The following is a 23,094-nucleotide window of genomic DNA, read 5'->3' as shown; positions in this document are numbered from 1 at the left end:
ACCGGGCTTTAGAAGTTCATGCCGATTTTGAACATGAACTCGTTCTTGGTTTTCTCGATGAGATGCAGGCCGGAGGTTTGTCCCGGGTAGCGTTCCCCACCGCCGTCCAGCTGCGGCAGCCAGGTCGCCGTCATCCAGAATTTCTCCCCGCCATAGTGGATGGAGGGACCGGCGAAGACCGACCAGCGTTCCTGCCCGACCTCGGTTTCAAACTCGGTCTGATATTCGATTTCCGCGCCGATGTACCAGCTGGGGGCGAAGCGGTAGGAAAGCCCGGTGTTGACGGTGATCTCCAGCTCGGTTTCCGGGTCGATCGGCCAGTCGAAGCCTTCGGGCAGGCCGGGGATATAGGCACGGTCGGCATAGGTGCCTTCAAAGCCGATGCCGCCCATCCAGATCATCTGGCCTTCCATGAAATATTTCTGGCCGAGGAGCTTCATCTCCAAGGAAAGCGTGTTCTTGTCCTGGCCCGAATGCTGGTCCATCCAGCCGTAGGAAAGCGCGCTATAAAGCGACAGGCCGAAATCGTCCTTCGCCGGGCTCAGGAAATTATATTTGCTGTCCACCTCGATGGCGGCGAGCTTGGGGCCGAAAGTGCCTTCTTGCGGCAGGTAACCATCGACCAAAAGGCCGCGGTTACGCACACTGCGGCCATAGACGGCGAAGCCGAGCTGGAACCGGTTGGTGAGGCCATATTCAAGCTCGGCCTTCACATCGACGCCGTCATAGCTGCCCCGGTCCTTGCCTTGGCGCCAGGTGGTGCCGAGTGTGAGGTCATATGCCCCCTTGGGCAGGACTTCAGCGCTTTTCACACGGCCGAGCAGGCTTTCGTCGGCGTGCGCGGCACTGATGGTTCCGAAGGTAGCGGCCATAAGGGCGGCGGTCGCAAGCGGTCGGATACGGGTCATTCATAAGCTCCCTGATTGTCCCCTTTTCGGGGTGTGTCGTGACTCGGTGTTTGTGTTCGAGGGGACCATAAACCGCCTTAAATAGTTTTTGCAAGTGATTCTTAATAACATTCTCAACTAAAAATCTTTCGCTATGCTTCTGTCCGGAATTCGCGTTACACTCCAAAATGATAGGAATGACTGACTGGGGGTTAGCCGATGTCCTTTGGGGCAGCGACCAAGGGAATTGCGGTGTCTGCAGCACTTGTTGCAGCGGGATTTATGGCAGGGTTTTCGGCGGCACATGCCAGCGGCCGGCCTGCCGGTATCCCCGGCCAGACCACCTACCGCATGGGCGCATCTGCGGGCGCCGCCAAGACGCCTGCGGGGCCAACCACCCATATCTATGCCACTGACTGGGGCCTGACCCTGAAGGCCAACGGCACCGGCTTCTATAACGACCTCGCCCGCCTTCTTTTGAGCGCGCCGGACATCGGTCCGGTGGAGTATGAAATTCTGCCCTACCGCCGGGCAAACCGGAGCTTCATAGAAGACAAAACCGCGTGCAAATACCCCTCCAACCTGACCTTCACAATTAAGGGCGGGACGATGGCCTCCGCGAATGGCTATGTCACCGGCAAACCGTTCGTGCTGACACGCCTGCACCTGTTCTCCCGCCCTGGCGACCCTCCCATCACCGACCAGGCTGCCATCAACGGCAAGACCATCGCCTACGCCATGGGTGCCCGCACGCCAGCACGCCTTCGCGGCCATGATGTCCAGTTCATCGCCGTCGCCAATGAAGTGGACAAGGCGCGGATGCTGCTTTCGGGCCGGGTTGACATGATCACCGCCACCCTGCCGGATGCGGAATTCGTCTTCCGCAAGCTGGGCGTGAAAATGGCGCCCTATGCGCCCACACTGGTGCTGGATACATCGCCCATGGGCGTGGATTGCCACAACACACCCCAGAACATCCGCTTCCTTACCCACCTCAACGCCCGGGTTGACCATTTACTGAAAAACGGCGCGCTCAGGGCCTTTTTCAAAAAGCACGGGCTGGACCCGGACCTATATCTGCCCAGGAACGGTTAAAACCATACCGATACAGTAGCAATTCCATTAACCTTTTCACGCTATACTTGCTGCTATTGCATTTCTTATTGCGGGGGTAGGACAGCGTTTCATGCACCGTTTTAAGCGCATGACAGCTCGGCTCATACTAATGGTGGTGCTGGCCTTGGCCGGTGGAGCCACGCAGGCCTTTGCGGCCCCACGCCAAGACCCGCCCGCCCATATCTATGCCACCAACTGGGGGCTGACCCTGAAGGCCGACGGCAGCGGTTTCTATAATGACCTGGCGCGTCTTGTGCTGGCTGAAAACAGCATGGCCGCCAACTATGAAATCCTGCCCTACCGCCGGGCGATCCGCCGTTTCCTGCAGGATAAGAACGCCTGCCTGTACCCGACCAACCTGGCCTTCCTGAAGGACAGCAACCTCATCCCCACGACCGATGGCTTCACTGAGGCACATGCCGTCATCAAGGCGCGGATGCATGTTTTTTCCCGCCCGGGCGAGCAGGCGGTCGCCACCATGGATGGGCTTGCGGGCAAAACCATCGCCTACCCGTCCGGCGCGGAAATACCGACGCTTCTTAAAAACGGCCACGCCCTCTTCATTCCGGTTTCCGATGAACTGGACAAGGCGCGCCTGCTGCTGGGTAACCGTGTCGACATGATCGTGGCGGCGCTGCCGGATGCCCTGTTCGTGTTCCGCGCGCTCAAGCAGCCGCTGCCGCCCTTCGCGCCGGGGTTTGATGTCAGCTCCGCCGCGCTTACTGTCTCCTGCCATGCGACCGAGGCCAACAAGGCTTTCCTTCAGGGGCTGAGCCAAAGCGTCGATGCGCTTGTGCGGTCCGGTAAGCTTGAAACCTTCCTGAAAAACAGTGGGCTTGAGCCCGCGGCCTACATGCCCTCAGCCCCCTGACGACAGGCGCGTCCCCCCTGCCTGTTCCCAGTAAGCCTTCATCGGGAAATCCTTCTGGCCCGTCCCCTTGCGATAATGTTTGTCAGGGGCCGCCAGCCCATGCTAACCGACGTAGGTGGGGGGTCACAGACAGGAGTGGCCGGATTTGATTACTGCGATAACCCATAGCCGGACGGGCAAGACCTACACGAAGTCCCCCCAGCTTAAGCGCTGGGCATGTAAGACCATGGCCAGCCTTGGTCTCCTCGCGCTCATGACCTCAGCGCCCCCCGTCCAAGCCATTCCGATCCATATTGGTTCAAAGGACAGGTCCGAAATGGACGGGGTCGGCACGCGGCTCACCCATGTTCTCGCCACCGATTGGGGCATGACACTGAAGTCGGACGGCAGCGGCTTTTATAATGACCTCGCCCGCCGGACCATCATGGAAGCCGACATGGGCTCGGATTACGAGATCCAGCCCTACCGCCGTGCCAAGGCCCGCTTCTTCGATGAGAAAACCAGCTGCCTCTACCCCAGCAACCTGAAACTTCTGATGGACGGCAAGGAAATTGAGAAGACCGACGGGCTGATCGAAAGCGCGCCCATCATCCGGGTCCGGGTTTATGTTTTCTCCCGCCCCGGCACCACACCGCCCGCTTCAGCCGACGCCATCGAGCATAAGGTGCTGGCCTATGCCATGGGCTCCCGCGTGCCCTATTTCCTGCGCGACGCCAATATCGATTTCATTGCCGTCACCGATGAGGCCGCCAAGGCGCAGATGCTGCTTACGGGCCGGGTGGACCTGATAAGCGCGGCGATGCCGGACCTGAAGTTCGTGATGGACCGGCTGGGCGCGCCGCTGCCGCCCTTCAACCCGGCGTTTGAGCTGAATAACACCCAGGTACGCGTCGTCTGCCACGACACCCCGGACAACCGTGTTTTCATCGGCAAGCTGAACGCGCACATGAAAAAGATAGAAGCCGACGGTACGCTCGCCGGCTTCCTCAACAGTCAGGGTCTGGATGCCACGCACTATCTGCCGGGCGGCGACCGCTAAAGCCACCGGCAAAGCCAGCAGATCACGCGCTTAGCCTGCGTCCGGCCGCTTGGGCTGGGTGCCCGCTTTGGCCTTTGCTTCAACCGTTTTCGCCTCAGGCAGAACCTTGAGGACACTGACCTCATCCTTCTTCAGATATTCCGCCGCGACCTTTTCAAGGTCCGCCGGTGTCAGCGCCTTCAAAGCCGCATAGTAGCGGTCACTGTAGGTTAGCGTCTGCGGGTCGGACTGGGCCAGCAGCAGACGGCCAAGCCAATAGCGGTTGGTCTCCAAGGCGGCATGGTGCGCGGCGAGGACCGGCGCACGGGCACGCTTCATCTCATCGGCGCTGATGGTGCCGACATGTTCGGCCAGCTTCTCAATGATGCCTTCAAGCGTGCCCACATCCTTCGGGCGGGCATCCGTCTGTACGATGAAAAGCCCGAACCCTTTGAGGAAGCTGGAGGCAGAGTGGCTGACCCCCGGCGCATAAGCCGCACCCATGTCTTCCCGCACCTTGTCCCGCAGGCGGGACTCAAGCACGTCGGACAGCAGGTTCAGGGCTGCGGTACGCTTGATGTCGGTATTGTCATCCGTCGGCCAGCTGAGCCGCAGAGTCGCCTGATCGGCCGGGCCTTTGTGATAGAGCGTCTCCTGCTCGGGCGCCTGGGCCGGGATGGATATCGAATGCGCCAGATACGCGGGCTCCGCCGCACGCTTGGGCAGCGCACCGAGCGTGCGGGCAACCGCGTCGATCGCGGCCTTTTCATCAAAGTCACCCACCAGCGTCATTTCGATGGCGCTGTGGGTACGGGCCTTGTCGATCAGCGCCTTCACGTCCCCCATATCCACGCTTTCAAGCGTCTTCAGCGGCGGCATCACGAAGCGGTAGTCCTTGCCGTAGAACATGTTGGCGCCCTGGGCATAGGCAACGTTCGAGGCCGTGGAGGTCATCTGCTCATAATAGCCGGGCAAGCCGCGGCGGAACCAGCGCACCGCTTCCTCGCGGTAGCCGGGGGCGGTGAGATAGGCGGCCCAAAGCTGCATTTGCAGGAGCATGTCCTCAGGCCGGAAACCGGCGCTGAACTGGTAGGCGATGCCGTGGGTGGAGCTCGAGAGCCCCGCCGTCTTGCCCGCCAGAAGCCGCATCAGCGCGTTGCGGTCATGGGCCTTCAGGCCGCCGACCGCGAAGGCATTATCGAACAGGAAGCGGGCGGCGCCGTCCTTGGCGTCCATTGCCGCGAGGCCACCGCCGAAGCGCAGCGTGCCGTAAACACTGGCCTTGTCGAACTTGGTCGGCATCAGCGTCAGCATGACGTTGTTTTCAAACCGGATTTCCGTGGCCTTGCCGCCCAGGATCTTGCGTTCGGACTTGATCTTGCCCGGCGTGCCGAAGTGGGTGTAGGCGAACTTGGTTTCCGCCTCTTCCTTCGGCGCGGCCACCGCCATGGTCGCCGCTTTGTCATACGCCGCGCGGATATCCGCCGGCGTGGCCTTGAAGTCCTTGCCGCCGGTCACGAACAGTTTGGGCGCGCCGGTGCCCCAGATGCCGCGGAAGGCCTCAAGAAGCTTCGCAGGCGTCAGGGCCTTCTCGGCCTCATGCACCAGCGCGAGGTTGGCGCGGGCGTCGATCGCGACCCAGTCTTCGCCGAAATCCTGCACCAGGCTCCGGGCAATGGTGGCGTTCTTCATCTTGGCTTCAGCGTCGATGGCGTGGCGGGCGGCGGTTTCTTCATTAAGAAGCGCCTCATGGATTTCCGCCTTTGTGAAGCCATACTGATAGGCGCGGCGATATTCCTCCACCAGCGTGGTCAGCGCCTTCTGCCACAGGGCAGGCTCCATGCCCGCGGTTACGCCCGCAACATCGGCAGCCTGATACAGGTGATAATAGCTGGCCCCGGTCGAAAGCATCCCGGCCCCGCCTTCGGTGCGGCGCTGGTCCAGCCTGCGGTTCACGATGGACAGCGCCACATTGCGCATGAAAGCGTTAAGCCGCGTGGCGCGGTTGTCCGGCTCCCGCTTATAGGGCGCGACCTGGCTGATGCCGATGGCGTTGCCGAGCCCTTCGGCGACCATCATCTTGACCTCAGGCTTCGCATTCGCCTTATAGGGCACTTCCTTCATATAGGCCGTATCGCGCGCAGGCGCCGAGGCCTTCCAGTCCGCGAATGTCTTCTCGACCCGCGCTTTCATGGCGTCCACCGGCATGTCGCCCACCACGATCAGGAGCGCGTTTTCCGGCCGGTAAAAGGCATGGTAAAGCGCTTTCAGTTTGGCGGGCGTCGCCGCCTTCAAAGCCGCTGCCGTGCCGATGGGGAAGCGCTTCGACGCGCGCGAGCCCGGCACCAGAAATTCCGTTTCCTTGCGCCCCGCGGTCGAGGAGACCGACTGATCCAGCCGGTATTCGGACATGACCACGCCGCGTTCCCGGTCCACCGCGCCCTTTTCGAACAGCACGTTCCCGGCGATTTCCCGCATGATCATGAAGGAGGTATCCAGCGTTTCTTTCTTGAGGTTCGGCAGGTCGAGCTGGAACACTGTTTCATCGAAATTGGTGTAGGCGTTGGCGTCCGCCCCGAAGGCGATGCCCAGCCGTTCGATGGTTTTGACGAACTGGCCTTCGGGCATGTTCTTGGTGCCGTTGAAGGCCATATGCTCGATGAAGTGGGCGTAGCCGCGCTCGTCCTTATGTTCCGAAAGCGACCCCACATTCATCCGGAGGCGGATCGAAAGTTCCCCCTTCGGGGTTTCGTTATGCATGAGGATATAGCGCATGCCGTTCTTGAGCGTGCCGAAATGCAGCTTCGGGTCCGGCTTGAGGTCGCTATGGTCCTGCGGCCAGCCCGTTTTGGGGGCGGCGATCGCCGGGTTGGGAGGAAGCGCCAGATGCGCAAAAAGGGAAATGACGAGAACAAACAGCGCGCGCCGCGCCAGCACAGCAGGATAGGTCAAAACCTAACTCCGATAACAAACAAACCTTCGCCCCTTCTTTACACCCTGCCCCGTGGCTCACGCCGGGGCAAGGTGAAATTGGGACCGCGTTCCGCGAGACAGCCTTAGCGCGGCCTTACCAGCTGCCGCCGAATTTCAGCATCATGGCCATCGGTGCGGCGGGCGCGGAAGCTTGCTTGCCTTCGTCCAGATCGAAAGACTCGGACGCTTCGAAGCCGAACATGTCCGCCACATGGCTGGACGGGAATGTATCGATCTTGTCATTCAGGCTGCGGACAGCGTCGTTATACCGGGCCTGCGCCTCGTGGATATGCTCTGCCTCTTCAGCAAGCTGGGCCTGAATACCCATGTAGACCTGGTTGTCCTTAAATTCCGGATAGGTCTCCGCCACCGCGAACAAAAGCCGGAGCGACTCCGTCAGCCTGTTTTCAGCCGCAGCCTGGGCTGCCGGGCTGCCGTTTGTCGTCGCCGCCATATTGCGCGCCAGCACGACATTTTCGATGATTTCCCGCTCATAGCCAGCATGGCGCTTCACGGTTTCCACCAGGATCGGAATCAGGTTATAGCGCCGCTTCATCCGGGCGCTGATCTCGTGCCAGGCCTTGTCTTTCTTGACCCGCGCCTCGACAAGGCCGTTATAGGCCACGACCGCCCAAATGACGGCAAAGCCCAGAAGTCCAATCACACTATATGCTGCGATCATGTCAGTCCCCTCCCATGTTGGGCAGCCGTAAGCCACCCTTGCAGTTCTGTCCCCCGAGCTCGGTTCCCTTCCCAAGGCCGAACCCTCCCCTATAGCCTGACGTTCCCACCGGCCAACTGCAAGATGAAAGTGCGCCCGGATGACTTGTCAGACCTCGGCACACGCCAGAATCATAAACGAAAGCGGGGAGTTAGCCCCGGCCGCGATGAGGGCAAAAAAAAGCCCCACGCTTAGGGACGTGGGGCTTGAGGGGAGCGCCGCCTTCAGGGGTAAGGGGGAGGAGAGGCGGCGCCAGGGGTCTCAATGGTTTGGGTCCGGGAATGTCAATCTGCCTGGTTGCTGAAAAACAGAAAACACGGTCCCCGGAGGGGGTTAACGGCTAAAGGTCAGGGCTTGTGACCTGGAGCCCGGGATTTTCTTCTGGAAAACCGGGCCCACTTACGGCCTGTCGTGCCTCAGCGTTCGAGCACCATGGCTGCCTGCCGCCAGGACGCCACGACCACGGTTTCACCGGTCAGGTCGAAGGCATCGGCATCGAGGTCGAGCATGGTCGACGCGCGCATCGCCCCTTGCGGGAACTCCACCGTATAAATCCGGCGGTGCGAGCGGCCCTCAGACACAATCGCGCCCGTGGAGCCTTTGCGGAGACCATACTGCGGCATGTCGGCCGGCAGTTTTACGTCGTGAAATAAGTCCATAGTCCTGCTCCTTACGCTGCTTTGTAGAACCGCCGTTCAGGCGAATAGCTGAGCACATCGCGCTCGCCGTGCTTGAACAGCATGAACATGTCGTCACCGGCGTCATAGCCGTAGAAGTTCGGGTCGACATGCAGGTCGTAGCCGCCGGAGAAGCGGAAAATGAAGCAGTCGTCGGCTTCGGCGAACTCGATCGCGACCAAATCCTCGCCCTGGAGCCGTTCAAGCACCAGATTGGCATGGGCATTGTCGCTTTCGCGCCGCCACAGCAGGCGTTCCCCACCGCGCTTCAGGTCCCAGTCGCAGGTATAGACCCACAGGTGCCATTGCCATTGGGGTTCCCCCGTGATGGCGTCCGGCTCCATGGGGTGGCCAAGGTCGAGGGTGATGAAGCCGCCGAAGCCGCGACGGGCGCGCCTTACGGCCAGCGGCAATGCCGCCTTGAAGGCTTCAAATCTCTCCTTGCCCGTAGCTGCTGGGCTGAATTGGAAAATCGCGCTCATGGTTCTTTCCTTATACGCCTCTTTCTCCGGGGCTGCACGCCCCTTTGACTTTCTCCGTAGCTCGTATCTGGTCTTATCGACCCTAGTTTCGTTTCAGTCTCGGCATCCGGGGCGGTGATGTCTCTTTGCGTACCTTCGGCGTCCCCGTGGGGCGTACCTATGCGGCAGCGTCTGATATGTCACCGGCCCTTCGGCCTTGTTCCTCACTGCCCCAACCCGGGGCATTCTCTTCAACGCATCACTCACTGGGGCCTCAACGCTTCACTTGGTTTTTCGTATAGGCCCAAAACGAAAAACCCCTCCGGAGCCTTGGCCCAGGAGGGGTTGAAACTTTTGTTTCTATTCGCTGCTCTAGATCTCGGCAGCTCCACCCCTGGGCACGATCGCGTGACGGACACAAATAAACATTTGTGCGCCCTTCACTGCTTTCGAGATGGTCCAAAGGTAAGTCATGTTTCAAAATCCGTTCGCTGAACCCACCACGGGCTCGCTTGTCTGCTTCTTTAATTGCTGAACCGCGCAATTGTCAATAAGAGAAATGCGCCATCTGTAAAATTTTATTACGCAACCTTATGGCATATCCGCCGGGCTATCATGATATAGGGCCAAGAGAGCCCGGCATCAGGCCCCGTGTTAAGCAAGTTCTAACCTTTTCCGGCTTACACTTTCGCTTAGGGAGAGTGTAACCAGGCGCGATAAGAGGCTGACAGCTTCTTATCCGCACCTGGGGATTTGCGCAAAAGGGGTAACATGACCATCCGGGGTTTCGGCGCGGCGATCGCAGCATTGATGCTGGCTATCGGCTTGTCGGCGGGGGCTGAGCCATCCGCAGGGCGGTCTGCAGCCTCTGTTGTCCGTGACACCCCTGGCCCTGACACCTCCGGGGAACCACTATTCCTGCACAAGCTGGTGCCAGGGGAAACATCCCCCGACGCGGCCACGAAACTTGCTGAAGGCAATAGCCCGGCCCATATCTATGCCACCAGCTGGGGTATCACACTCGCAACCGATAGAACCGGCTTCTATAACGATCTGATCCGGTTTCTGCTGGATGCGGAAACCGCCCGGAAGCATTATGACGTTATCCCCTACCGCCGGGCCATGCGCGCCTTCCTTGAAGACAGGCAGAGCTGCGTTTACCCCAAGAATGTCGACACGCTTTACCGCACCGGCGACTGGGATGAGCATGACAGGCTGATTGAAAGCGACGGGCTTCTCCGCTCGCCAATCCGTATCTTCACGCCCCCCGGCAAACCTTTGATCAGCCAGGAAACGGACCTGACCGGCAAGCGCATCGCCTTCGCCATGGGGGCCAAAATCCCGCATTCGGTGAAGGTGCCGGATGTGACCTTCATCCCCATCGCTGACGAGGTGGACAAAGCCAAGCTTTTGAGAACCGGCACGGTGGACGCCATTGTCGCCAACCTGCCCGATGTGCTGTTTGTCTTCCGGCACCTCCAGGAACCCTTGCCGCCTTATGACCCGAATTATGTCCCGGTGCCGACGCCGATCATCCGCATCGTCTGCCATGACACCCCGGCCAACCGGGCCTTCCTGCGCGGGTTCAACGCCCGGCTGAAGCAGGCGACCGAAAGCGGCGCACTGGCCACCTTCTTCCGCCTGAACGGCTTGGAGCCCAGCATCTTCTTGGCGCCCAAAGACCATTGACCCCAGGCGCATTACACGTGGGGAAAGCACACATCCAAAAATGAAAAAAGCCGGAACCCGGCTTAGCGATTGTCGTAATCCAGGTCGGCGACAATATGGGTCACGGTGCCCATGTCCCCCAGCGGCATGGTCAGCGCTTCGCCCCACACCGGCATGCCGTTGCGGCTTTGGAATTCGCCCGCCGTGCGGGTAAGGAGCCCGGTTTCGGCAATATGGCGGAACACCTCAGCGGTACGCTCGACCCGGTTATGATCCGGGAATTCGCCAATCAGCTTCCCGGTCATATCGACGCCGAAAAGCAGCCTCAGCCCGGTCCCGAACATGGTGTAATGATACTCTGTCCCGCCATCCTGGCGCGGCCTAAGCTCTACCATATAGAGGTTCGGCATATGGTGCGGCAAAACGGTCGGATCGAATTGGGCAGGGGACGGCAGGCCCGACGTGCCCGCGCTCAGGCTGGCGTAATAATCCAGCATCTCGGCGAGATAACGGCTTTTGAGGGCATCGGACACAGCTTCGAACCCGGACACCAGCTTCAGCGCCGCATCGGACGGTTTCACGTTCCTGAGGGTCTTGCTGTCATCCATATCCTGCGCGGTGAGCTGGGAAGAAACTGACTGATTGTCACCGTGCACCATGGTCTCTCGCTTGTCTTTTCGCTTGGTGCTCCCCCTGAGCGCCAAGGACCGACACTGTACCCGGGGAAACCTTTAACAATCGTAAATAGTGGATATTTTGCTACTTTATCGAGCAATAATAAGACCTTGAGTACCCGGAAAGCAAAGGCTGACCCCAGAAAAGAAAAGACCCGCGCGTCATTAGGGGGGGGCGGCGCGCGGGTCGTTGGTCCGGGGCTTAGGGGGGGGAGGAGTGGGGCACCCCGGATGTTTCATATATGGGGACGCCGCGGCGGACTTAAAGCCCCCACACCTGTCATTCGTCGCAGTTCACGAACAGTTTATCGCAACGCTGGCGAGTGGGAAAGCAGGCCCTCCAACCGGTCCACCCCGGCAGTGCCAACAAGGCGGGCGGAGAGGGTCCCATCCTGCCCAATCAGGACCGAGGTTGGGAAGGCCATCACGCCGAAGGCCGAGAACAGACGCCCGCCTTCGTCAAACACGACCGGATAGCGGACATCATGTTTTTTGATAAAGGCGCGCACGCCATCCGGGGTCGCGCTCAGGCTTGAGGCGATGCCGATAATCGCGATGCGGTCCCCATAGCTGGCTTCCAGCGCCTGCATGGCTTTCGTGGCCTCAGCGCAGCGCCCTGCCGCCGCCTTGTCCGTGTTCATCAGGTATGTCTCGCACCACTGGGCAAAAAAATAGAGATAAACCGGTTTTCGCCTACGGAAGGCGGCACTATCGACATGCCGTCCGTCAAGCGCCGTTGCCGCCACAGCGGGCACAGGGATGGACGCGGCGTATGCCAGAGATGCGGGCCATGACAGCAGCATCAAGGCAAGCGCGAAAAAGCGGCGGAGGACCTTCATTGCTCCCCTCCCTGGCCGGTACGCCCGTCCGCCAGGCTGGCGATCTGGGCGCGCAGCCGGTCATCCAGTGCGCCTGCGCGGTAGATCACATCGCCGCGGGCATCCAGCAGGATATGCGTGGGCGTCCCAAACACATGCATGGCCCGCAAGAGCTGGGCATTTTTGTCGAACACGAACGGGAAGCTATAGCCATGTTGCTTCAGGAACGCGGCGACTTTGGCCGGTGTTTCATTGAAGCCGATATCGACCAGAACGAAACTGAGCTTGTCGCCGTAGCGCCTGTACATCCTTTGCAGTTCCGGCATCTCATGACGGCATTCCACACACCATGTCGCCCAGAATTTGACAACGGCGGGCCGACCGGCCGGGAACCCGGCAAGCGGTACAGCCGTTCCGTCCTCCATATGGGCCACAAGCGGGCTGGCCTGGGTGGCCTCCGCCATCACGGCCGGGGCAGAGACCAATCCTGCCACCAAAGCGGCGGCGACGAGAAATGACTTCATTTTTTGTTCCCTTCTACTGATGTCGGAAAATCGGAAACCGGCACAAAGCCGAAACGGTCCTTGAGGTCTTCAAGCGCGCCTGCCGGGCTCCAGATCGCGAGAAGCTTCACGGGTTTCCCGCCTATGGCATCATGGAAGATACGGACCCCGGGCCGGATGATGGCAAGACCGCCCGGCCGCACCTCATAGACCCGGTCCGCGACGCCGTAACGGAGTGTCCCGGACAGGACATAGAAAAGCTCATACCCCGGATGGGTATGATTGGGGGTGACAGCCACCCCGCCCTTGCGCGGCATCAAAGTAACTTCCGCCACTTCCAGATTGGCGCCTCTAAGCGTGCCGCAGTCCGCCAGCACCGTGATGAGCGCCCGGCCCGGCAGCATCAATTTATAGGCGCCGTAGCTGACATCAGGCCCAGCCACGGCCTGGCCGTTGGCCGGACAGCGTTGGGGTCGCTCCCCCGCCCTGTCATGGGCGTGGCCTGTTTGTGCCAGCATCAAAACGGCGAAGAGGGAAAGCAAACGTTTCACAGCAGCCCCCTTCCCGCCTGCACCAGCAGATATTCAGCAGTGATGGCAACCAGCAGCGCCAGAAAACGGCTGACAGCCTTCATCAGGCGCGGGGACCGGGGAAGCCTGCCAGCCACACCGGCGATAAACCCCGCCGCCGCCAGGACAAGCGACATACCGAGTGCAAAGGTAAACAGAAGCAGCGCGCCCTTGATGCGGTCCCCCGAGCTGAAAATATAAAACATCAGCGCGCCAAAAACCGGCGCCGTGCAAGGGCCGATCACCAGGCCCGAAACCGCCCCCATCAGGACGAGCTGATACTTCTTCATCGGGACACCGGTCCCGGCCACGGATTGCAGGGAAAACCCCGGCAAGCTGACCCAACCCATGGACCAGGCCGCAAACAGGAACAAAAGGTTCGCAACCAGAATAAGCGTTACCGGATTGGTCGCGACGGCGCCAAAAAAGACGCCCGCCGATGCGGCGGCATAACCAAGCCCGGCATAGGTACCGGCAAGGCCTAGTGCATATAGCCCAGCATTGCCGATGTGCCGGAGACGGCTGTAGGCCTCGGACGCATCCCGCCCGGCGCGGCCCAGAACACCGATGGTAATCGGCAGCACAGGGTAAACGCAGGGCGTGAGGCTGGTCACCACCCCAGCGGCCAGCGCCGCGATCATCGCCGGACCGAAATCCAGCCCAGCCCCCGCGCGCAAGCCCGCTTCAAACGTATCAAACATGGAATTACCCCTTCCAAGGAACCCGAACAGAGGCCGGAACACCCGGCCGTTAGCTGCACGCTAGGCGGCCAATTGGCTTTGAAAAAGGTCCATTATGGATGGGATAAGTAGTCCAATATTGAAGGCAGGCAGTTTAGTGCCGCAGCAGCCTGGCTAGGGCATCAAGGGCAGCATCGGTCACCGTTTCCGGGACCCCGGCGAAGGGCAGCATCAGGCCTGCCTGCCGCCTGGGCGCAAAGCAATAGGACGACAAAGGCGGCATCATATAGCCTGCCTGCAGAAGCTGCGCCGACAAGGTTTTGTCATCGGTCTCCGCCGGCAGCCGCAGCGTCACATGCATCCCTGCGCCGGACGGAAGAAAAGTGGCCTCCGGCACACGGGCGGCGACGGCCTCAAGCGCATGAGCATAACGCGCGGCATAGAGCGTCCGCATCCGCCGCAAATGGCTTTCGAGGTGCCCTTCCTCGATAAACTGCGCGAGAACATTCTGCATGAAAGGCGGTGGTGCACCATCCGTGGCGCTGATAACCGTGGCAAAGGCATCGACCAGCGCCTCGGGGACAATCATGAAGGCGAGCCTGAGCCCCGGGAACATCGCCTTGTTGAAGGTGCCCATATAGATAACCCGCCCCGCCCTGTCGAGCCCCTGGAGCGCGGCGAGCGGCCGCCCGGCATAGCGGTAGTCGCTGTCATAATCATCCTCATAAACCCAGGCGCCTTCGCGTTCCGCCCAGGCCAGCAAGTCAACCCTGCGCCTGAGCGCCATGGTCATGCCGAGCGGAAACTGATGGGACGGCGTCACATATGCCGCCCGGGCATGCGGGTCAAGCGCCACCCCGGCCTTGACGTCCAATCCATCCGCATCCACCGGCACGGGGATGGTCTTCACCCCCGCCGACGCCATGGCGCCATAGGCATATTTGTAGCCGGGGTTTTCGACCCAGACCCGGTCCCCCGGATCGGTCGTGACCTTGAGAGCGAAGTCGAGCGAACGGTGTGTCCCTGACGTTATGATGACCTGCGCGGGGTCGCATACGGTCCCGCGGGAGACGGCAAGGTGCGAAGCAATCGCCCGGCGCAGGTTCTTAAGGCCGAGAAGATCCCCGCTTTCAAGGCCCCAGCCCGCCTGCGTTTGCCGCGTACGGCCGATAATCCCCTGCCACAGATGCGCCGGAAAAGCGCTTATATCCGGCACGCCGAATGCCATGCGCAGGTTCTTTCCTTCCATCACATGGCCAAGCGCTGCCTTGGTGGTCGCCGCCCGCTTTGACGGCTGCGACTGCGGGCGTGTAACGGGGCTATCCGTCCCTCGCCCCCCGACGGGGCCCTTGCGCCGGGCATCGGCCCGCACCACGGCGCCAGCCCCAACCCGGCTTTCGATGAAATCCTCCGCCGCCAGCAGGTCATAGGCCACGACCACTGTGTTGCGGGCGACGCCGAGGTCCTTTGCCAGGGTCCGTGTGGACGGCATCCGGCTGCCCGGCGGCAGGCTGCCATCCAGCATCGGCTGCCGCAGCGCCAAATAGATCTGCCGGTAAAGCGGCAGGTCTGCCTGTTCATCGAGCGTAATTCCCGAAAAGACGGCGCCTGCGGATCCCTTGCTCATGATCGCCTCCAAATTGGACCGGCCATATAGCCTATAATGGCCCTTCGTGTGGGCCATTTACAAATCTATGATGTCAGCCATGGCCCGATGTCAAGCCACAGCGAAGGAAACAAAATGCAAACCAAAACCCTGAAAAATCTTCCCTGGGAGGATATCAACATCAAGGGGGTTCTTTATAAAACCCTGCGCCTGAACGAGGGGGCAGGTGCTGGCGGCACCACCCTCGTCGCCATGGAAAAAGGCAGTAGTTATCCGCCGCACCGGCACCCTGGGCGCGAACAGGCGCTGGTCCTGAAAGGACGCCTCCGTGTTGGCGATATCACGCTTGATGCCGGCGATTACTGGGTGGTTGAATCCGGTGAGGTCCATGATGCCGAAGCACTGGAAGATACGGAATTCCTGGTAGTCACCGACCAGACGGTTCAGCTTCTCTAGGGGCTGGCTGCCATTACGAAAAAGGCCCGCGCCACACCGGCACGGGCCTTTGTTGTTTTTCGCGTGTCCGCCCCTTAGGCGGCGGACAGCTTCTGGAAGCGTTCCAGGTGATGATCGGTATCGCCGAAATGATGGTCGATCATGATCAGGCGCTTGGCCATATGCGCGACCGAGAATTCCCAGGTCACACCGATACCTCCGTGCATCTGCACCGCTTCCTCGGCGACCAGACGGCCAACCCGGCCGATGAGCGACTTGGCGGCGCTCACCGCCTTGTCCCGCTCAGCCGCGTCATGCTGGAGGTTGGTTGCGGCCAGAAGCACGATCGAACGCGCTTGTTCGATTTCCAGGCACACATCGACGAGACGGTGCTGGAGCGCCTGGAACTTGCCGATCGGCACACCGAACTGGGTGCGGGTGCGCAGGTATTCCAGCGTGGCGTCGCGCGCGGCTTCCATCACGCCGATGCTTTCAGCGCAGACGGCGAAGGTGCCACGGGCCAGCGCCCGGCCAAGAGCAGCTTCAGCGTCCGCACCGGAGAGGAGCACGTCATCCGCGGAGACGGCGACACCGTCGAAGCTGATTTCCGCCGCGCGGCCGCCGTCATGGGTTTTGAAGCCGCGTACGGTCATGCCGTCCGCGCCCTTGTCGACGAGGACAAGCGCGAGCCCCTCCGGCCCCTTGGCCGAAACGATCAGCGTGTCAGCCTCAGCGCCATTGAGGATCACCGACTTGGCGCCCGTGAGTTTGAAGCCGTCACCGGCTTTCTCGAGGGCCGCATTCACCCGTTGATCGTTATAACGGGCACCGGCTTCCATGTGCGCAAGCGCGATGATCTTGCTGCCTGCGACCACGTCATCCAGGAGGCCTGGGCCACGGCCCGAAGCGGCTTCCTCAGCCAGCAGGCCCGCGCCCAGAACTGCGGTGGCGATATAGGGCTCAACCACGATGCCGCGGCCGAGTTCTTCCATCACCACCATGATATCAAGCCCGGTGCCACCAAGGCCGCCCGCCGATTCCGGCAATACGGCGGCGACGAGGCCAAGCTCGGCCATCTCAGCCCAGATTTCGGGGCTGTAGCCGACGTCCGACTTGATGATCTTGTCCCGGGTTTCAAAGGTATATTTTTCCCGCACGAAGCGCGCGACCATGTCCTTCAGAAGGCTGTGGTCTTCGGAGAGATTAAAATCCATTTTCCTTGCCTCCCTTAAAGCCCAAGCACCATTTTGGTGATGATGTTGCGCTGAATTTCGTTGGACCCGCCATAGATGGAAATCTTGCGGTAGTTGAAATATTTACCGGCATAAAGCGCGGCATGCTCCGGCCCGATCGGCGCGATGTTGGAGCCTTCCTCATAAACCTCCGGCGTGAAGGCGAGCGCATACGGCCCAACCGCACGGCGCATGAGGTCGGTCAGTTCCTGGCGGATCTGCGTGCCCTTGATCTTGATCATCGAGCTTTCCGCACCCGGCGCGCCACCGGCCTGCGCCTTGCTAACAACGCGCAGGTTGGTGAGCTCCATCGCCATCAGGTCGATTTCCACGCGGGCGATACGCTCGGCGAAGGCCGGATCGTCGATCAGCTTGGTGCCGTCACCCATGTCGGTCTCACGCGCGATTTCCTTCAGCTTCTTGAGCTGCTGCTTCGCGGCCGGCACACCGGCGATGCCCGTGCGTTCGTGGGTCAGCAGATACTTGGCGTAAGTCCAGCCCTTGTTCTCCTCGCCCACCAGGTTTTCGACCGGCACGCGAACGTCGGAGAAGAAGACCTCGTTGACCTCATGCCCGCCTTCGATGGTGATGATCGGGCGCATTTCGATGCCGGGGGTATTGAGGTCAATCAGCAGGAAGCTGATGCCTTCCTGCGGCTTGCCTTCGGTGCCGGTGCGCACGAGGCAGAAGATCCAGTCGGCGAACTGGCCGAGGGTCGTCCAGGTTTTCTGGCCGTTGACCACATAATGGTCGCCGTCCCGGACAGCGCGGGTCTTCAAGGACGCGAGGTCCGAGCCTGCACCCGGCTCGGAATAGCCCTGACACCACCAGTCATCACCATTCAGGATGCGCGGCAGATAGTGTGCCTTCTGTTCTTCGCTGCCGAACTTCAAGAGCACCGGGCCAAGCATGGTCAGGCCGAACGGCGGCAGCTCGGGCGCACCGGCGGCCACACACTCTTCCTCGTAAATATGCTTCTGGATCGGGCTGAAGCCGGAGCCACCCCATTCCTCAGGCCAGCTATGGACGGCCCAATGTTTTTCATTCAGCGTGCGCTGCCAGTCCAGGATTTGCTCCTTGGTGAGCATCTGGCCCGCTTTCACGCGCTCGGATACTTTTTCCGGCAGCTTGGCCTTCAAAAACGCCCGCACTTCCTGGCGGAACGCCTCGTCTTCGGCTGTATACTCAAGATGCATGATATGCCTCATCCATTCCCGTAAATTTCTACCCCCTCACGGGGGCTTTCCCACCGTCAGGTAGGCCGACCGCGCGAAGCTTCAAGCCAGAAGCTGCACGGATATTTGAATCCCCGGTATGAAGAGGCTGGAAAAACTCGGAAACAAGGCAAAAAGCGGGGCCAAGACCGGAACTGAAACCGCTGCCCGTCAGCCCAGCAAAAGGCCGGTCAGTCCCTTGACCACAAGGCGGCCGCCCTGGCTTGCGAAATTGTTGATCTTGTCATCCATCGCCTGGAGCGCGGCTTCAAGCTTGGCGGCGTTCGCGCTCAGCTCCTCGACGCTGGCGGACAGGGTGGCGCCGGATGCATCCGCCGCGCTCACAGCCGCCTTCAGGGCCGTCAGCTGGTCCTTGATGGTATTGAAGGTTTCCTGTGTCGCCTGCATCTGGTTTTTGGCATCGGCCTTGATCTTATCGAGCTGGGCCTCGAAATCCTTGTCATAGGTGCCTTTGGCGAACTGCTCCGCGCGGGCATTGATGCTGTCCCGGAACTGGTCGATCGCGGCATCCACCCCGTCAGAGACATGGGTTTCCACCTGGCTGATAACGTCCTTGAGGTCATCGGGGATATAGGCGTCGATGAGCGATTGGTCGATCCTGACTGGCATTAGTTACCTCCTGCGCCGGTTGTAGGCGCCGTCTGTGCCCCGTTCTTTTTGGTCCATTCGTCTATCCGGTCCTCGAACGCGGCCTTGACGGCGGTGCCGATCTGGCCCGCGGCCTTGTTCTTCTCGGAACTCCAGACCGACTTGGCGCCATCGACCACATTCTGGGCTTCCGATTTCACGCTGGCGAGCGCCATATCGGCAAGGCCTTTGCCGCTCCCGATAAAGGACTTCCAGTCCACCGGATTGCCCTGCCCCGTGATGGTACCGATCGCGGCATTGCGCACGCCGCCAAGGAAGGCTGAGGCGATCGACATGAACCGGCTTTTGAAGCTGTTTTCCGCCATATAGCGCTGCATCGCCTTGGCCGCGGTTTCCACGTTGGCCAGATAATTCTGAAGCGCGGAGAACGCTTCTTCCGGCACTTCCGGGTCAGGCCCGATCGGCGGCGGGGCCTTCATGGCGTCAAGCATCGTGTTACAGCGGTCGCGCGCAGCCGTCAGGTCCTGCAGCTTCTGGTCCCGGATGGTTTTGCCCTGGGCGAGGATGGCGGCCTTTTCCTTGGCCAACTGGTCAAGCGCGTTGGCGAAGCCTTCATATTCGATCCGGTTATATTCGGATGCCGCGAACGATGCCCTCACCGCCAGAAGCAGGGCTTCAGACCGGCGCGCCGTGCGGTCAACCCCGGCAGTATCGGCGATATTCTTGGCCTTCACGGCGGCGGTATTGAGCGCCTGGAACGCATCCCCCAGCGGCTTCATCATACCGGGGATTTTGGTTTTGATATCGATCACGGCCTTGTCCGACATCTGGTCGACCGAGGCGACAAAGTCGGCATAGTCGCTCATGAGCTGGCTTTTCGCCGTCTGGAACGTCGCATCCACCTGCGCCTTATATTGGCCGATCACCGCCTCCTGGCGCAGTTTTTCCAGCGACAGGGCGGCCTTTCTGGCGGCGATATGGCTCGCCACCTCATCGGTGTAGGCCTTGTGGATCTTGGTCGTGGCGTCCGCGGCTTTTTCGGTCGTGTCCGACAGGCTGGACATCAGTTGCACCGCATCCTGGCGCCCGGCGCAGGCTGTCAGCGTAAGCGTCAGCAGAAGCACCGGAACCAGCCGGAGCCGCCCTTTGGGGGCATGGGCGGATGCTCCGGCCGGTGGGTGCGCCTCATGGCGAACTATGTGTTTCTGCCGATGCATCATGATACCCCTCCTTGTCCGCCCGCCGGTGCCGTCTTTGTCCCCGCGCTGGCGTCGGGCGCGGCCTTGCCGACAGTCGCGGTGCTGACCTTCATGATATTGCGGGCGCTTTCGGTCGCCGTCTGGCGGACGATGCCGCGCAGCTCTGCCACTGTCCGCGCCTGGCCCGGGCTTTTGGGGGGCGGTACCCAGCGGGTCTGGGCCTTCAGTTTGTCTTCCGATATTTCAAGCCGCGGCATCAGGCGGGAGATGGCGGCCCGCACCAGGGTGGTGAAGCGTTCGCTGGCGAAGCCGGAGATAAAGCCGAACACCAGGAACATCTTGGCGTTGGCGAGCGATATGCCGCCGTCGGTCAGCCCGGCGACGACCAGCGCCGCCACCACGATCGCCATGATCGGCGCGAGCACGAGCTTGGGCAGGATCATCAGGAACATCTGCGGGTCATACCCGTTGCCGCCGCCTGTCCGCTGCGCCCGCATGGACGTGAGGATCGCCACCAGCGTGTTGGCGATAACGCCGACCCAGGACAGGAAAATCAATTCAGCCACCCACCAGCCGCTGTCCAGATGCAGCCAGCCGAAGCCGAGGTTGTCGCCGAAATTGTTGGCAAGCGACAGGGCATTGGACCAGATCGTCTGTTCGCGCCGGCACAGGTGCGACAGATTCTGGATTTCATAGATCAGCCTGTCCGCCGTGACCTGCCGGTGCGTGGCCCCACTTGGGCCTTCCGCCGCCGTCACGGACTGGGCGGCAGCGCCCATATCCTTGGGTATCATTGACACGCACAAGCCGGTGCAGCCGCCACCATAGCACAGGCCACGCTTGTCCCAGTTGGGTACCGTCACGCCGTAGCGGGCCGCCACATAAAGAAGCCAGTGGGTCACATTGTCGAGGTTGGTCTGCGCCAGCGCGGCATTGAGTGCGGGCGTCCGCGTGCCGGAGCCAGAAGCAACCAGCATCCTCAGCACCTTGGGGGGCAGCGGATATTCATAGGTCGGCAGGGTCGCCGCCTTCTTCATCCCAGGGGCGGACGACAGGGAAACCGACGGTACATCGGGGCCGGAAAGCGCGCCAAGCTGCGCCGCCGTGTCGGCGATCGATCCCAGGATTTCCGCGCGTGCTTCCAGCGCCGCGTCGCGCTGATCCCTCAAATAGGCGTCAATCTGGCCCTTGATGCTGTTGATCTGTTCGGTGGAGAAAAAGCCCAGAAGCCGGTTGGTGTCGAAAATCACGGTCATGAAATCGGCGTGGGACGGGTAAATCGCCGGCTCCTTCCCCTTGCAGACCTCGGCCCGCGTGGGCGGCTTCAACCGCTTGTCCGGGGTTTTACCGTCAGCCGGTGTCGCTTTCTCCTCGCCGACATTGCTGTACCAGCAATCCTTCTGCAGCTCAGTGGGGAAATAGAGGTGCGCCATCACATACAGGAAGGTCAGGACACCAAAGCCCCCCATCAGCCAGGCGACCCCCTTGAACGGGTCGGAGAAATAAAGGGCAAGCGCGTTCCATCTGCTGCCGAAAGCCCCCTGGCGGGGGCCCGGACGCCCCTTTGGCGTCTGTTTATCCGCCGGGGTTCCCGGCGCTGGCCCGGCAGGGGGCGTCCCCGCCGACGCTGTGCCGCCGCTGCTGGCGCTACTGCCGGCATCCTGGTTACCTGTGGGGTTTTCGGATGTCTTCCCGGTACCGGCCTGTTGCCCGGCGGCGGCGCGGTCCCGCGCCTGAACGCCTTCAACCACGCGGCTGACGCGTCTCGCAACATCCGATTCAGCATTCGATAGCGCGTCTGAGGCTTCGCTGGTCGCAGCTTCCAGGGCATCGGCTTCGGCACTGACGGCCTTGGCCTCGCCTTTCTTTTTACCGGTGCGTGCGGTGGGTTCCTGAGCGTCTTTTTTTGTCATAGCAGCCCCCAGCCAGTGGAAGCATAAGCTTTACCATACAACCATTACGTGCTCAATGTATTATTATCCGGGAGTAAGTCTCAATCCTCTCAAGCAGATAGGACACGAACGCCCGCGCACCGCGAAAGCAGCCCGCCCATAGATGCGCCGGTGGAATGGGGAAAATGCTAGAAAATGCTAGAAAATGCTGGTGTGGGTGAGGTTCGTGAACAGCTCAAGGGCATGGGTGCCGACGTAGGAGTTGCCGAACGCGTCCAGCTCGGGCGCCCAGACCGAGATGGCCATCTTGCCCGGCACGATGGCGACAATGCCGCCGCCGACCCCGCTTTTCGCCGGCAGGCCGACCCGGTAGGCAAAGCTGCCGACACTGTCGTACATGCCGCAGGTCAGCATCACGGCCCCTATGCGCTTGGCCTGGCTCGCCGAAATCACCGCCGCGTCATGGAGCGCGGAGTAGCCGCCGCCCGCAAGCGGCAGCGCCGCAGTGGCGAGCTCGGCGCAGTTCATCTCCATCGCGCATTGATAGCAGTAGGTTGCCATCAGCGCGTCGACCGCGCCGTGGATATTGCCGTAGCCCTTCATCAGGTTGGCGAGCGCGCGGTTGACATGGGCGTGCGCCAGCTCGGACGCGGCCACGTCCGCATTGCTGTCCACCGTGTCCGTCATCGCCAGAAACCGGAGATAGTTTCGGATGCGAAACTTTGTGTCACCCTTCAGGCTCATCATCAGGTCGGTGATCGCCAGCGCACCGGGGTTGATGAAGGGGTTGCGCGGAATACCGGCTTCATGCTCCAGCCGCATCATGCTGTTGAAGCGGTCACCCGACGGTTCCTTGCCCACGCGGGTCCAGACCATGTCGCCGAAGTGCTGGAGCGCGAGCTCAAGCATGAACAGCTTGGAAATGCTCTGGATCGAAAAGCGCTCGGCCGCGTCACCGGTCACGAACAGGTCGCCTTCGGTCGTGCGCACGGCCATGCCGAACTTGCGTGCAGGCACAGACGCCAGCGCCGGGATATAATCCGCCACCTTGCCCTTGCCGAAGTGCGGCTGAACCGCCTCGGCGATATGGTCCAGAACGCCCTGATAGTCCGTCACGCTTGTCACCGTCCGTCACATACGCCCCATAACCCGGGGCCAAAAGGACGGTCACCTTATGCCCCGCCCGCCCAAAAGAAAAGTGGGGAAGTGGTGCGGCATATGCGCCCCAGACCCTTGCATTGTGCGGGGCTGACCTTATTTTTGCCAAAACT

At 61.2% G+C, this 23,094-nt stretch carries 22 protein-coding genes; 5 read left to right on the top strand and 17 right to left on the bottom strand.

The features are described 5' to 3' along the window. Positions 1-8: 8 nt before the first annotated feature. A complete protein-coding gene (locus K6118_RS06145) occupies positions 9-908 on the bottom strand; it encodes a DUF6662 family protein (protein ID WP_247119349.1) in 900 nt (299 codons plus the stop codon). 261 nt (positions 909-1,169) lie between these two features. Here K6118_RS06145 and K6118_RS06140 point away from each other — a divergent pair, with 261 nt between their 5' ends. The 3 genes from K6118_RS06140 (at position 1,170) to K6118_RS06130 (ending at position 3,913) form a co-directional block, all read left to right on the top strand. Then, a complete protein-coding gene (locus K6118_RS06140) occupies positions 1,170-1,982 on the top strand; it encodes a substrate-binding periplasmic protein (RefSeq protein WP_247119348.1) in 813 nt (270 codons plus the stop codon). Between the two features lie 91 nt (positions 1,983-2,073). Next, a complete protein-coding gene (locus tag K6118_RS06135; protein WP_247119347.1) occupies positions 2,074-2,874 on the top strand; it encodes a type 2 periplasmic-binding domain-containing protein in 801 nt (266 codons plus the stop codon). A 226-nt stretch (positions 2,875-3,100) separates the two neighbouring features. Continuing rightward, positions 3,101-3,913, top strand: a complete 813-nt coding sequence (locus tag K6118_RS06130; protein ID WP_247119346.1) for a type 2 periplasmic-binding domain-containing protein — start codon at positions 3,101-3,103, stop codon at positions 3,911-3,913. 30 nt (positions 3,914-3,943) lie between these two features. Here the strand turns inward: K6118_RS06130 and K6118_RS06125 are convergent, their stop codons facing one another. The 4 genes from K6118_RS06125 to K6118_RS06110 form a co-directional block, all read right to left on the bottom strand. Beyond that, positions 3,944-6,844, bottom strand: coding sequence for a M16 family metallopeptidase (locus tag K6118_RS06125; protein WP_247119345.1), 2,901 nt, complete (start codon positions 6,842-6,844; stop codon positions 3,944-3,946). A 115-nt stretch (positions 6,845-6,959) separates the two neighbouring features. Continuing rightward, the gene (locus K6118_RS06120) at positions 6,960-7,547 is read right to left on the bottom strand and encodes a LemA family protein (RefSeq protein ID WP_247119344.1); all 588 of its coding nucleotides are present in this window, start codon (positions 7,545-7,547) and stop codon (positions 6,960-6,962) included. Between the two features lie 455 nt (positions 7,548-8,002). Beyond that, complete coding sequence (locus K6118_RS06115) at positions 8,003-8,245, bottom strand: DUF4926 domain-containing protein (protein ID WP_247119343.1); 243 nt, start codon at positions 8,243-8,245, stop codon at positions 8,003-8,005. 11 nt (positions 8,246-8,256) lie between these two features. Then, a complete protein-coding gene (locus K6118_RS06110) occupies positions 8,257-8,745 on the bottom strand; it encodes a hypothetical protein (protein WP_247119342.1) in 489 nt (162 codons plus the stop codon). A gap of 750 nt (positions 8,746-9,495) precedes the next feature. Here K6118_RS06110 and K6118_RS06105 point away from each other — a divergent pair. After that, positions 9,496-10,413, top strand: a complete 918-nt coding sequence (locus K6118_RS06105; RefSeq protein WP_247119341.1) for a type 2 periplasmic-binding domain-containing protein — start codon at positions 9,496-9,498, stop codon at positions 10,411-10,413. A 62-nt stretch (positions 10,414-10,475) separates the two neighbouring features. On the opposite strand, the gene K6118_RS06100 is transcribed toward K6118_RS06105, so the two are convergent. The 6 genes from K6118_RS06100 to pdxR all read right to left on the bottom strand — a co-directional run bounded on the left by K6118_RS06100 (position 10,476) and on the right by pdxR (position 15,263). Then, positions 10,476-11,051 carry a PAS domain-containing protein gene (locus K6118_RS06100; RefSeq protein ID WP_247119340.1) on the bottom strand — a complete coding sequence of 192 codons (576 nt, stop codon included), beginning with the start codon at positions 11,049-11,051 and terminating at the stop codon, positions 10,476-10,478. A 320-nt stretch (positions 11,052-11,371) separates the two neighbouring features. After that, positions 11,372-11,905, bottom strand: a complete 534-nt coding sequence (locus K6118_RS06095; protein WP_247119339.1) for a TlpA family protein disulfide reductase — start codon at positions 11,903-11,905, stop codon at positions 11,372-11,374. Next, complete coding sequence (locus tag K6118_RS06090) at positions 11,902-12,408, bottom strand: TlpA family protein disulfide reductase (protein ID WP_247119338.1); 507 nt, start codon at positions 12,406-12,408, stop codon at positions 11,902-11,904. Before K6118_RS06090 ends, K6118_RS06095 begins: the two co-directional genes overlap by 4 nt. After that, on the bottom strand, positions 12,405-12,938 hold the full coding sequence (locus K6118_RS06085) for a cupin domain-containing protein (RefSeq protein WP_247119337.1): 534 nt from the start codon (positions 12,936-12,938) through the stop codon (positions 12,405-12,407). Before K6118_RS06085 ends, K6118_RS06090 begins: the two co-directional genes overlap by 4 nt. Next, positions 12,935-13,657, bottom strand: a complete 723-nt coding sequence (locus tag K6118_RS06080; protein ID WP_247119336.1) for a cytochrome c biogenesis protein CcdA — start codon at positions 13,655-13,657, stop codon at positions 12,935-12,937. The genes K6118_RS06085 and K6118_RS06080 overlap by 4 nt, the downstream gene beginning before the upstream one ends. A 133-nt stretch (positions 13,658-13,790) precedes the next feature. Then, on the bottom strand, positions 13,791-15,263 hold the full coding sequence (gene pdxR / locus K6118_RS06075; protein WP_247119335.1) for a MocR-like pyridoxine biosynthesis transcription factor PdxR: 1,473 nt from the start codon (positions 15,261-15,263) through the stop codon (positions 13,791-13,793). 114 nt (positions 15,264-15,377) lie between these two features. On the opposite strand from pdxR, the gene K6118_RS06070 reads away from it, so the two are divergent. Further along, positions 15,378-15,698, top strand: coding sequence for a cupin domain-containing protein (locus K6118_RS06070; protein WP_247119334.1), 321 nt, complete (start codon positions 15,378-15,380; stop codon positions 15,696-15,698). Between the two features lie 74 nt (positions 15,699-15,772). Here K6118_RS06070 and K6118_RS06065 read toward each other — a convergent pair whose 3' ends face one another. From K6118_RS06065 to K6118_RS06040, 6 genes are all read right to left on the bottom strand, one after another. Beyond that, positions 15,773-16,891, bottom strand: coding sequence for an acyl-CoA dehydrogenase family protein (locus K6118_RS06065; RefSeq protein ID WP_247119333.1), 1,119 nt, complete (start codon positions 16,889-16,891; stop codon positions 15,773-15,775). Positions 16,892-16,905: 14 nt separating this feature from the next. Beyond that, positions 16,906-18,105, bottom strand: coding sequence for an acyl-CoA dehydrogenase family protein (locus K6118_RS06060; protein WP_247119332.1), 1,200 nt, complete (start codon positions 18,103-18,105; stop codon positions 16,906-16,908). A 189-nt stretch (positions 18,106-18,294) separates the two neighbouring features. Further along, on the bottom strand, positions 18,295-18,753 hold the full coding sequence (locus K6118_RS06055) for a hypothetical protein (protein ID WP_247119331.1): 459 nt from the start codon (positions 18,751-18,753) through the stop codon (positions 18,295-18,297). Further along, entirely contained in the window at positions 18,753-19,952 is a 1,200-nt protein-coding gene (locus K6118_RS06050) for a hypothetical protein (protein WP_247119330.1), read from the bottom strand. The genes K6118_RS06055 and K6118_RS06050 overlap by 1 nt, the downstream gene beginning before the upstream one ends. After that, positions 19,949-21,844: a hypothetical protein gene (locus tag K6118_RS06045; protein WP_247119329.1), complete on the bottom strand. Its 1,896-nt coding sequence runs from the start codon at positions 21,842-21,844 to the stop codon at positions 19,949-19,951. The genes K6118_RS06050 and K6118_RS06045 overlap by 4 nt, the downstream gene beginning before the upstream one ends. Before the next feature lie 177 nt (positions 21,845-22,021). After that, positions 22,022-22,939, bottom strand: coding sequence for a glutaminase (locus K6118_RS06040; RefSeq protein WP_247119328.1), 918 nt, complete (start codon positions 22,937-22,939; stop codon positions 22,022-22,024). Between the last annotated feature and the right edge of the window lie 155 nt (positions 22,940-23,094).

This window comes from Kordiimonas marina (assembly GCF_023006325.1).
Taxonomy (GTDB): Bacteria; Pseudomonadota; Alphaproteobacteria; order Sphingomonadales; family Kordiimonadaceae; genus Kordiimonas; species Kordiimonas marina.
Note: the sequence above shows the minus strand (reverse complement) of the source record. Positions and strands in the feature narration are given on the sequence as shown.

Excerpts from the sequence above, each read along its gene's own strand:
- K6118_RS06145 (WP_247119349.1), bottom strand. The coding sequence starts at position 908 with ATGACCCGTATCCGACCGCTTGCGACCGCCGCCCTTATGGCCGCTACC.
- K6118_RS06140 (WP_247119348.1), top strand. The coding sequence starts at position 1,170 with ATGGCAGGGTTTTCGGCGGCACATGCCAGCGGCCGGCCTGCCGGTATC.
- K6118_RS06135 (WP_247119347.1), top strand. The coding sequence starts at position 2,074 with ATGCACCGTTTTAAGCGCATGACAGCTCGGCTCATACTAATGGTGGTG.
- K6118_RS06130 (WP_247119346.1), top strand. The coding sequence starts at position 3,101 with ATGGCCAGCCTTGGTCTCCTCGCGCTCATGACCTCAGCGCCCCCCGTC.
- K6118_RS06120 (WP_247119344.1), bottom strand. The coding sequence starts at position 7,547 with ATGATCGCAGCATATAGTGTGATTGGACTTCTGGGCTTTGCCGTCATT.
- K6118_RS06115 (WP_247119343.1), bottom strand. The coding sequence starts at position 8,245 with ATGGACTTATTTCACGACGTAAAACTGCCGGCCGACATGCCGCAGTAT.
- K6118_RS06110 (WP_247119342.1), bottom strand. The coding sequence starts at position 8,745 with ATGAGCGCGATTTTCCAATTCAGCCCAGCAGCTACGGGCAAGGAGAGA.
- K6118_RS06105 (WP_247119341.1), top strand. The coding sequence starts at position 9,496 with ATGACCATCCGGGGTTTCGGCGCGGCGATCGCAGCATTGATGCTGGCT.
- K6118_RS06100 (WP_247119340.1), bottom strand. The coding sequence starts at position 11,051 with ATGGTGCACGGTGACAATCAGTCAGTTTCTTCCCAGCTCACCGCGCAG.
- K6118_RS06095 (WP_247119339.1), bottom strand. The coding sequence starts at position 11,905 with ATGAAGGTCCTCCGCCGCTTTTTCGCGCTTGCCTTGATGCTGCTGTCA.
- K6118_RS06090 (WP_247119338.1), bottom strand. The coding sequence starts at position 12,408 with ATGAAGTCATTTCTCGTCGCCGCCGCTTTGGTGGCAGGATTGGTCTCT.
- K6118_RS06080 (WP_247119336.1), bottom strand. The coding sequence starts at position 13,657 with ATGTTTGATACGTTTGAAGCGGGCTTGCGCGCGGGGGCTGGGCTGGAT.
- pdxR (WP_247119335.1), bottom strand. The coding sequence starts at position 15,263 with ATGAGCAAGGGATCCGCAGGCGCCGTCTTTTCGGGAATTACGCTCGAT.
- K6118_RS06070 (WP_247119334.1), top strand. The coding sequence starts at position 15,378 with ATGCAAACCAAAACCCTGAAAAATCTTCCCTGGGAGGATATCAACATC.
- K6118_RS06065 (WP_247119333.1), bottom strand. The coding sequence starts at position 16,891 with ATGGATTTTAATCTCTCCGAAGACCACAGCCTTCTGAAGGACATGGTC.
- K6118_RS06060 (WP_247119332.1), bottom strand. The coding sequence starts at position 18,105 with ATGCATCTTGAGTATACAGCCGAAGACGAGGCGTTCCGCCAGGAAGTG.
- K6118_RS06055 (WP_247119331.1), bottom strand. The coding sequence starts at position 18,753 with ATGCCAGTCAGGATCGACCAATCGCTCATCGACGCCTATATCCCCGAT.
- K6118_RS06050 (WP_247119330.1), bottom strand. The coding sequence starts at position 19,952 with ATGATGCATCGGCAGAAACACATAGTTCGCCATGAGGCGCACCCACCG.
- K6118_RS06045 (WP_247119329.1), bottom strand. The coding sequence starts at position 21,844 with ATGACAAAAAAAGACGCTCAGGAACCCACCGCACGCACCGGTAAAAAG.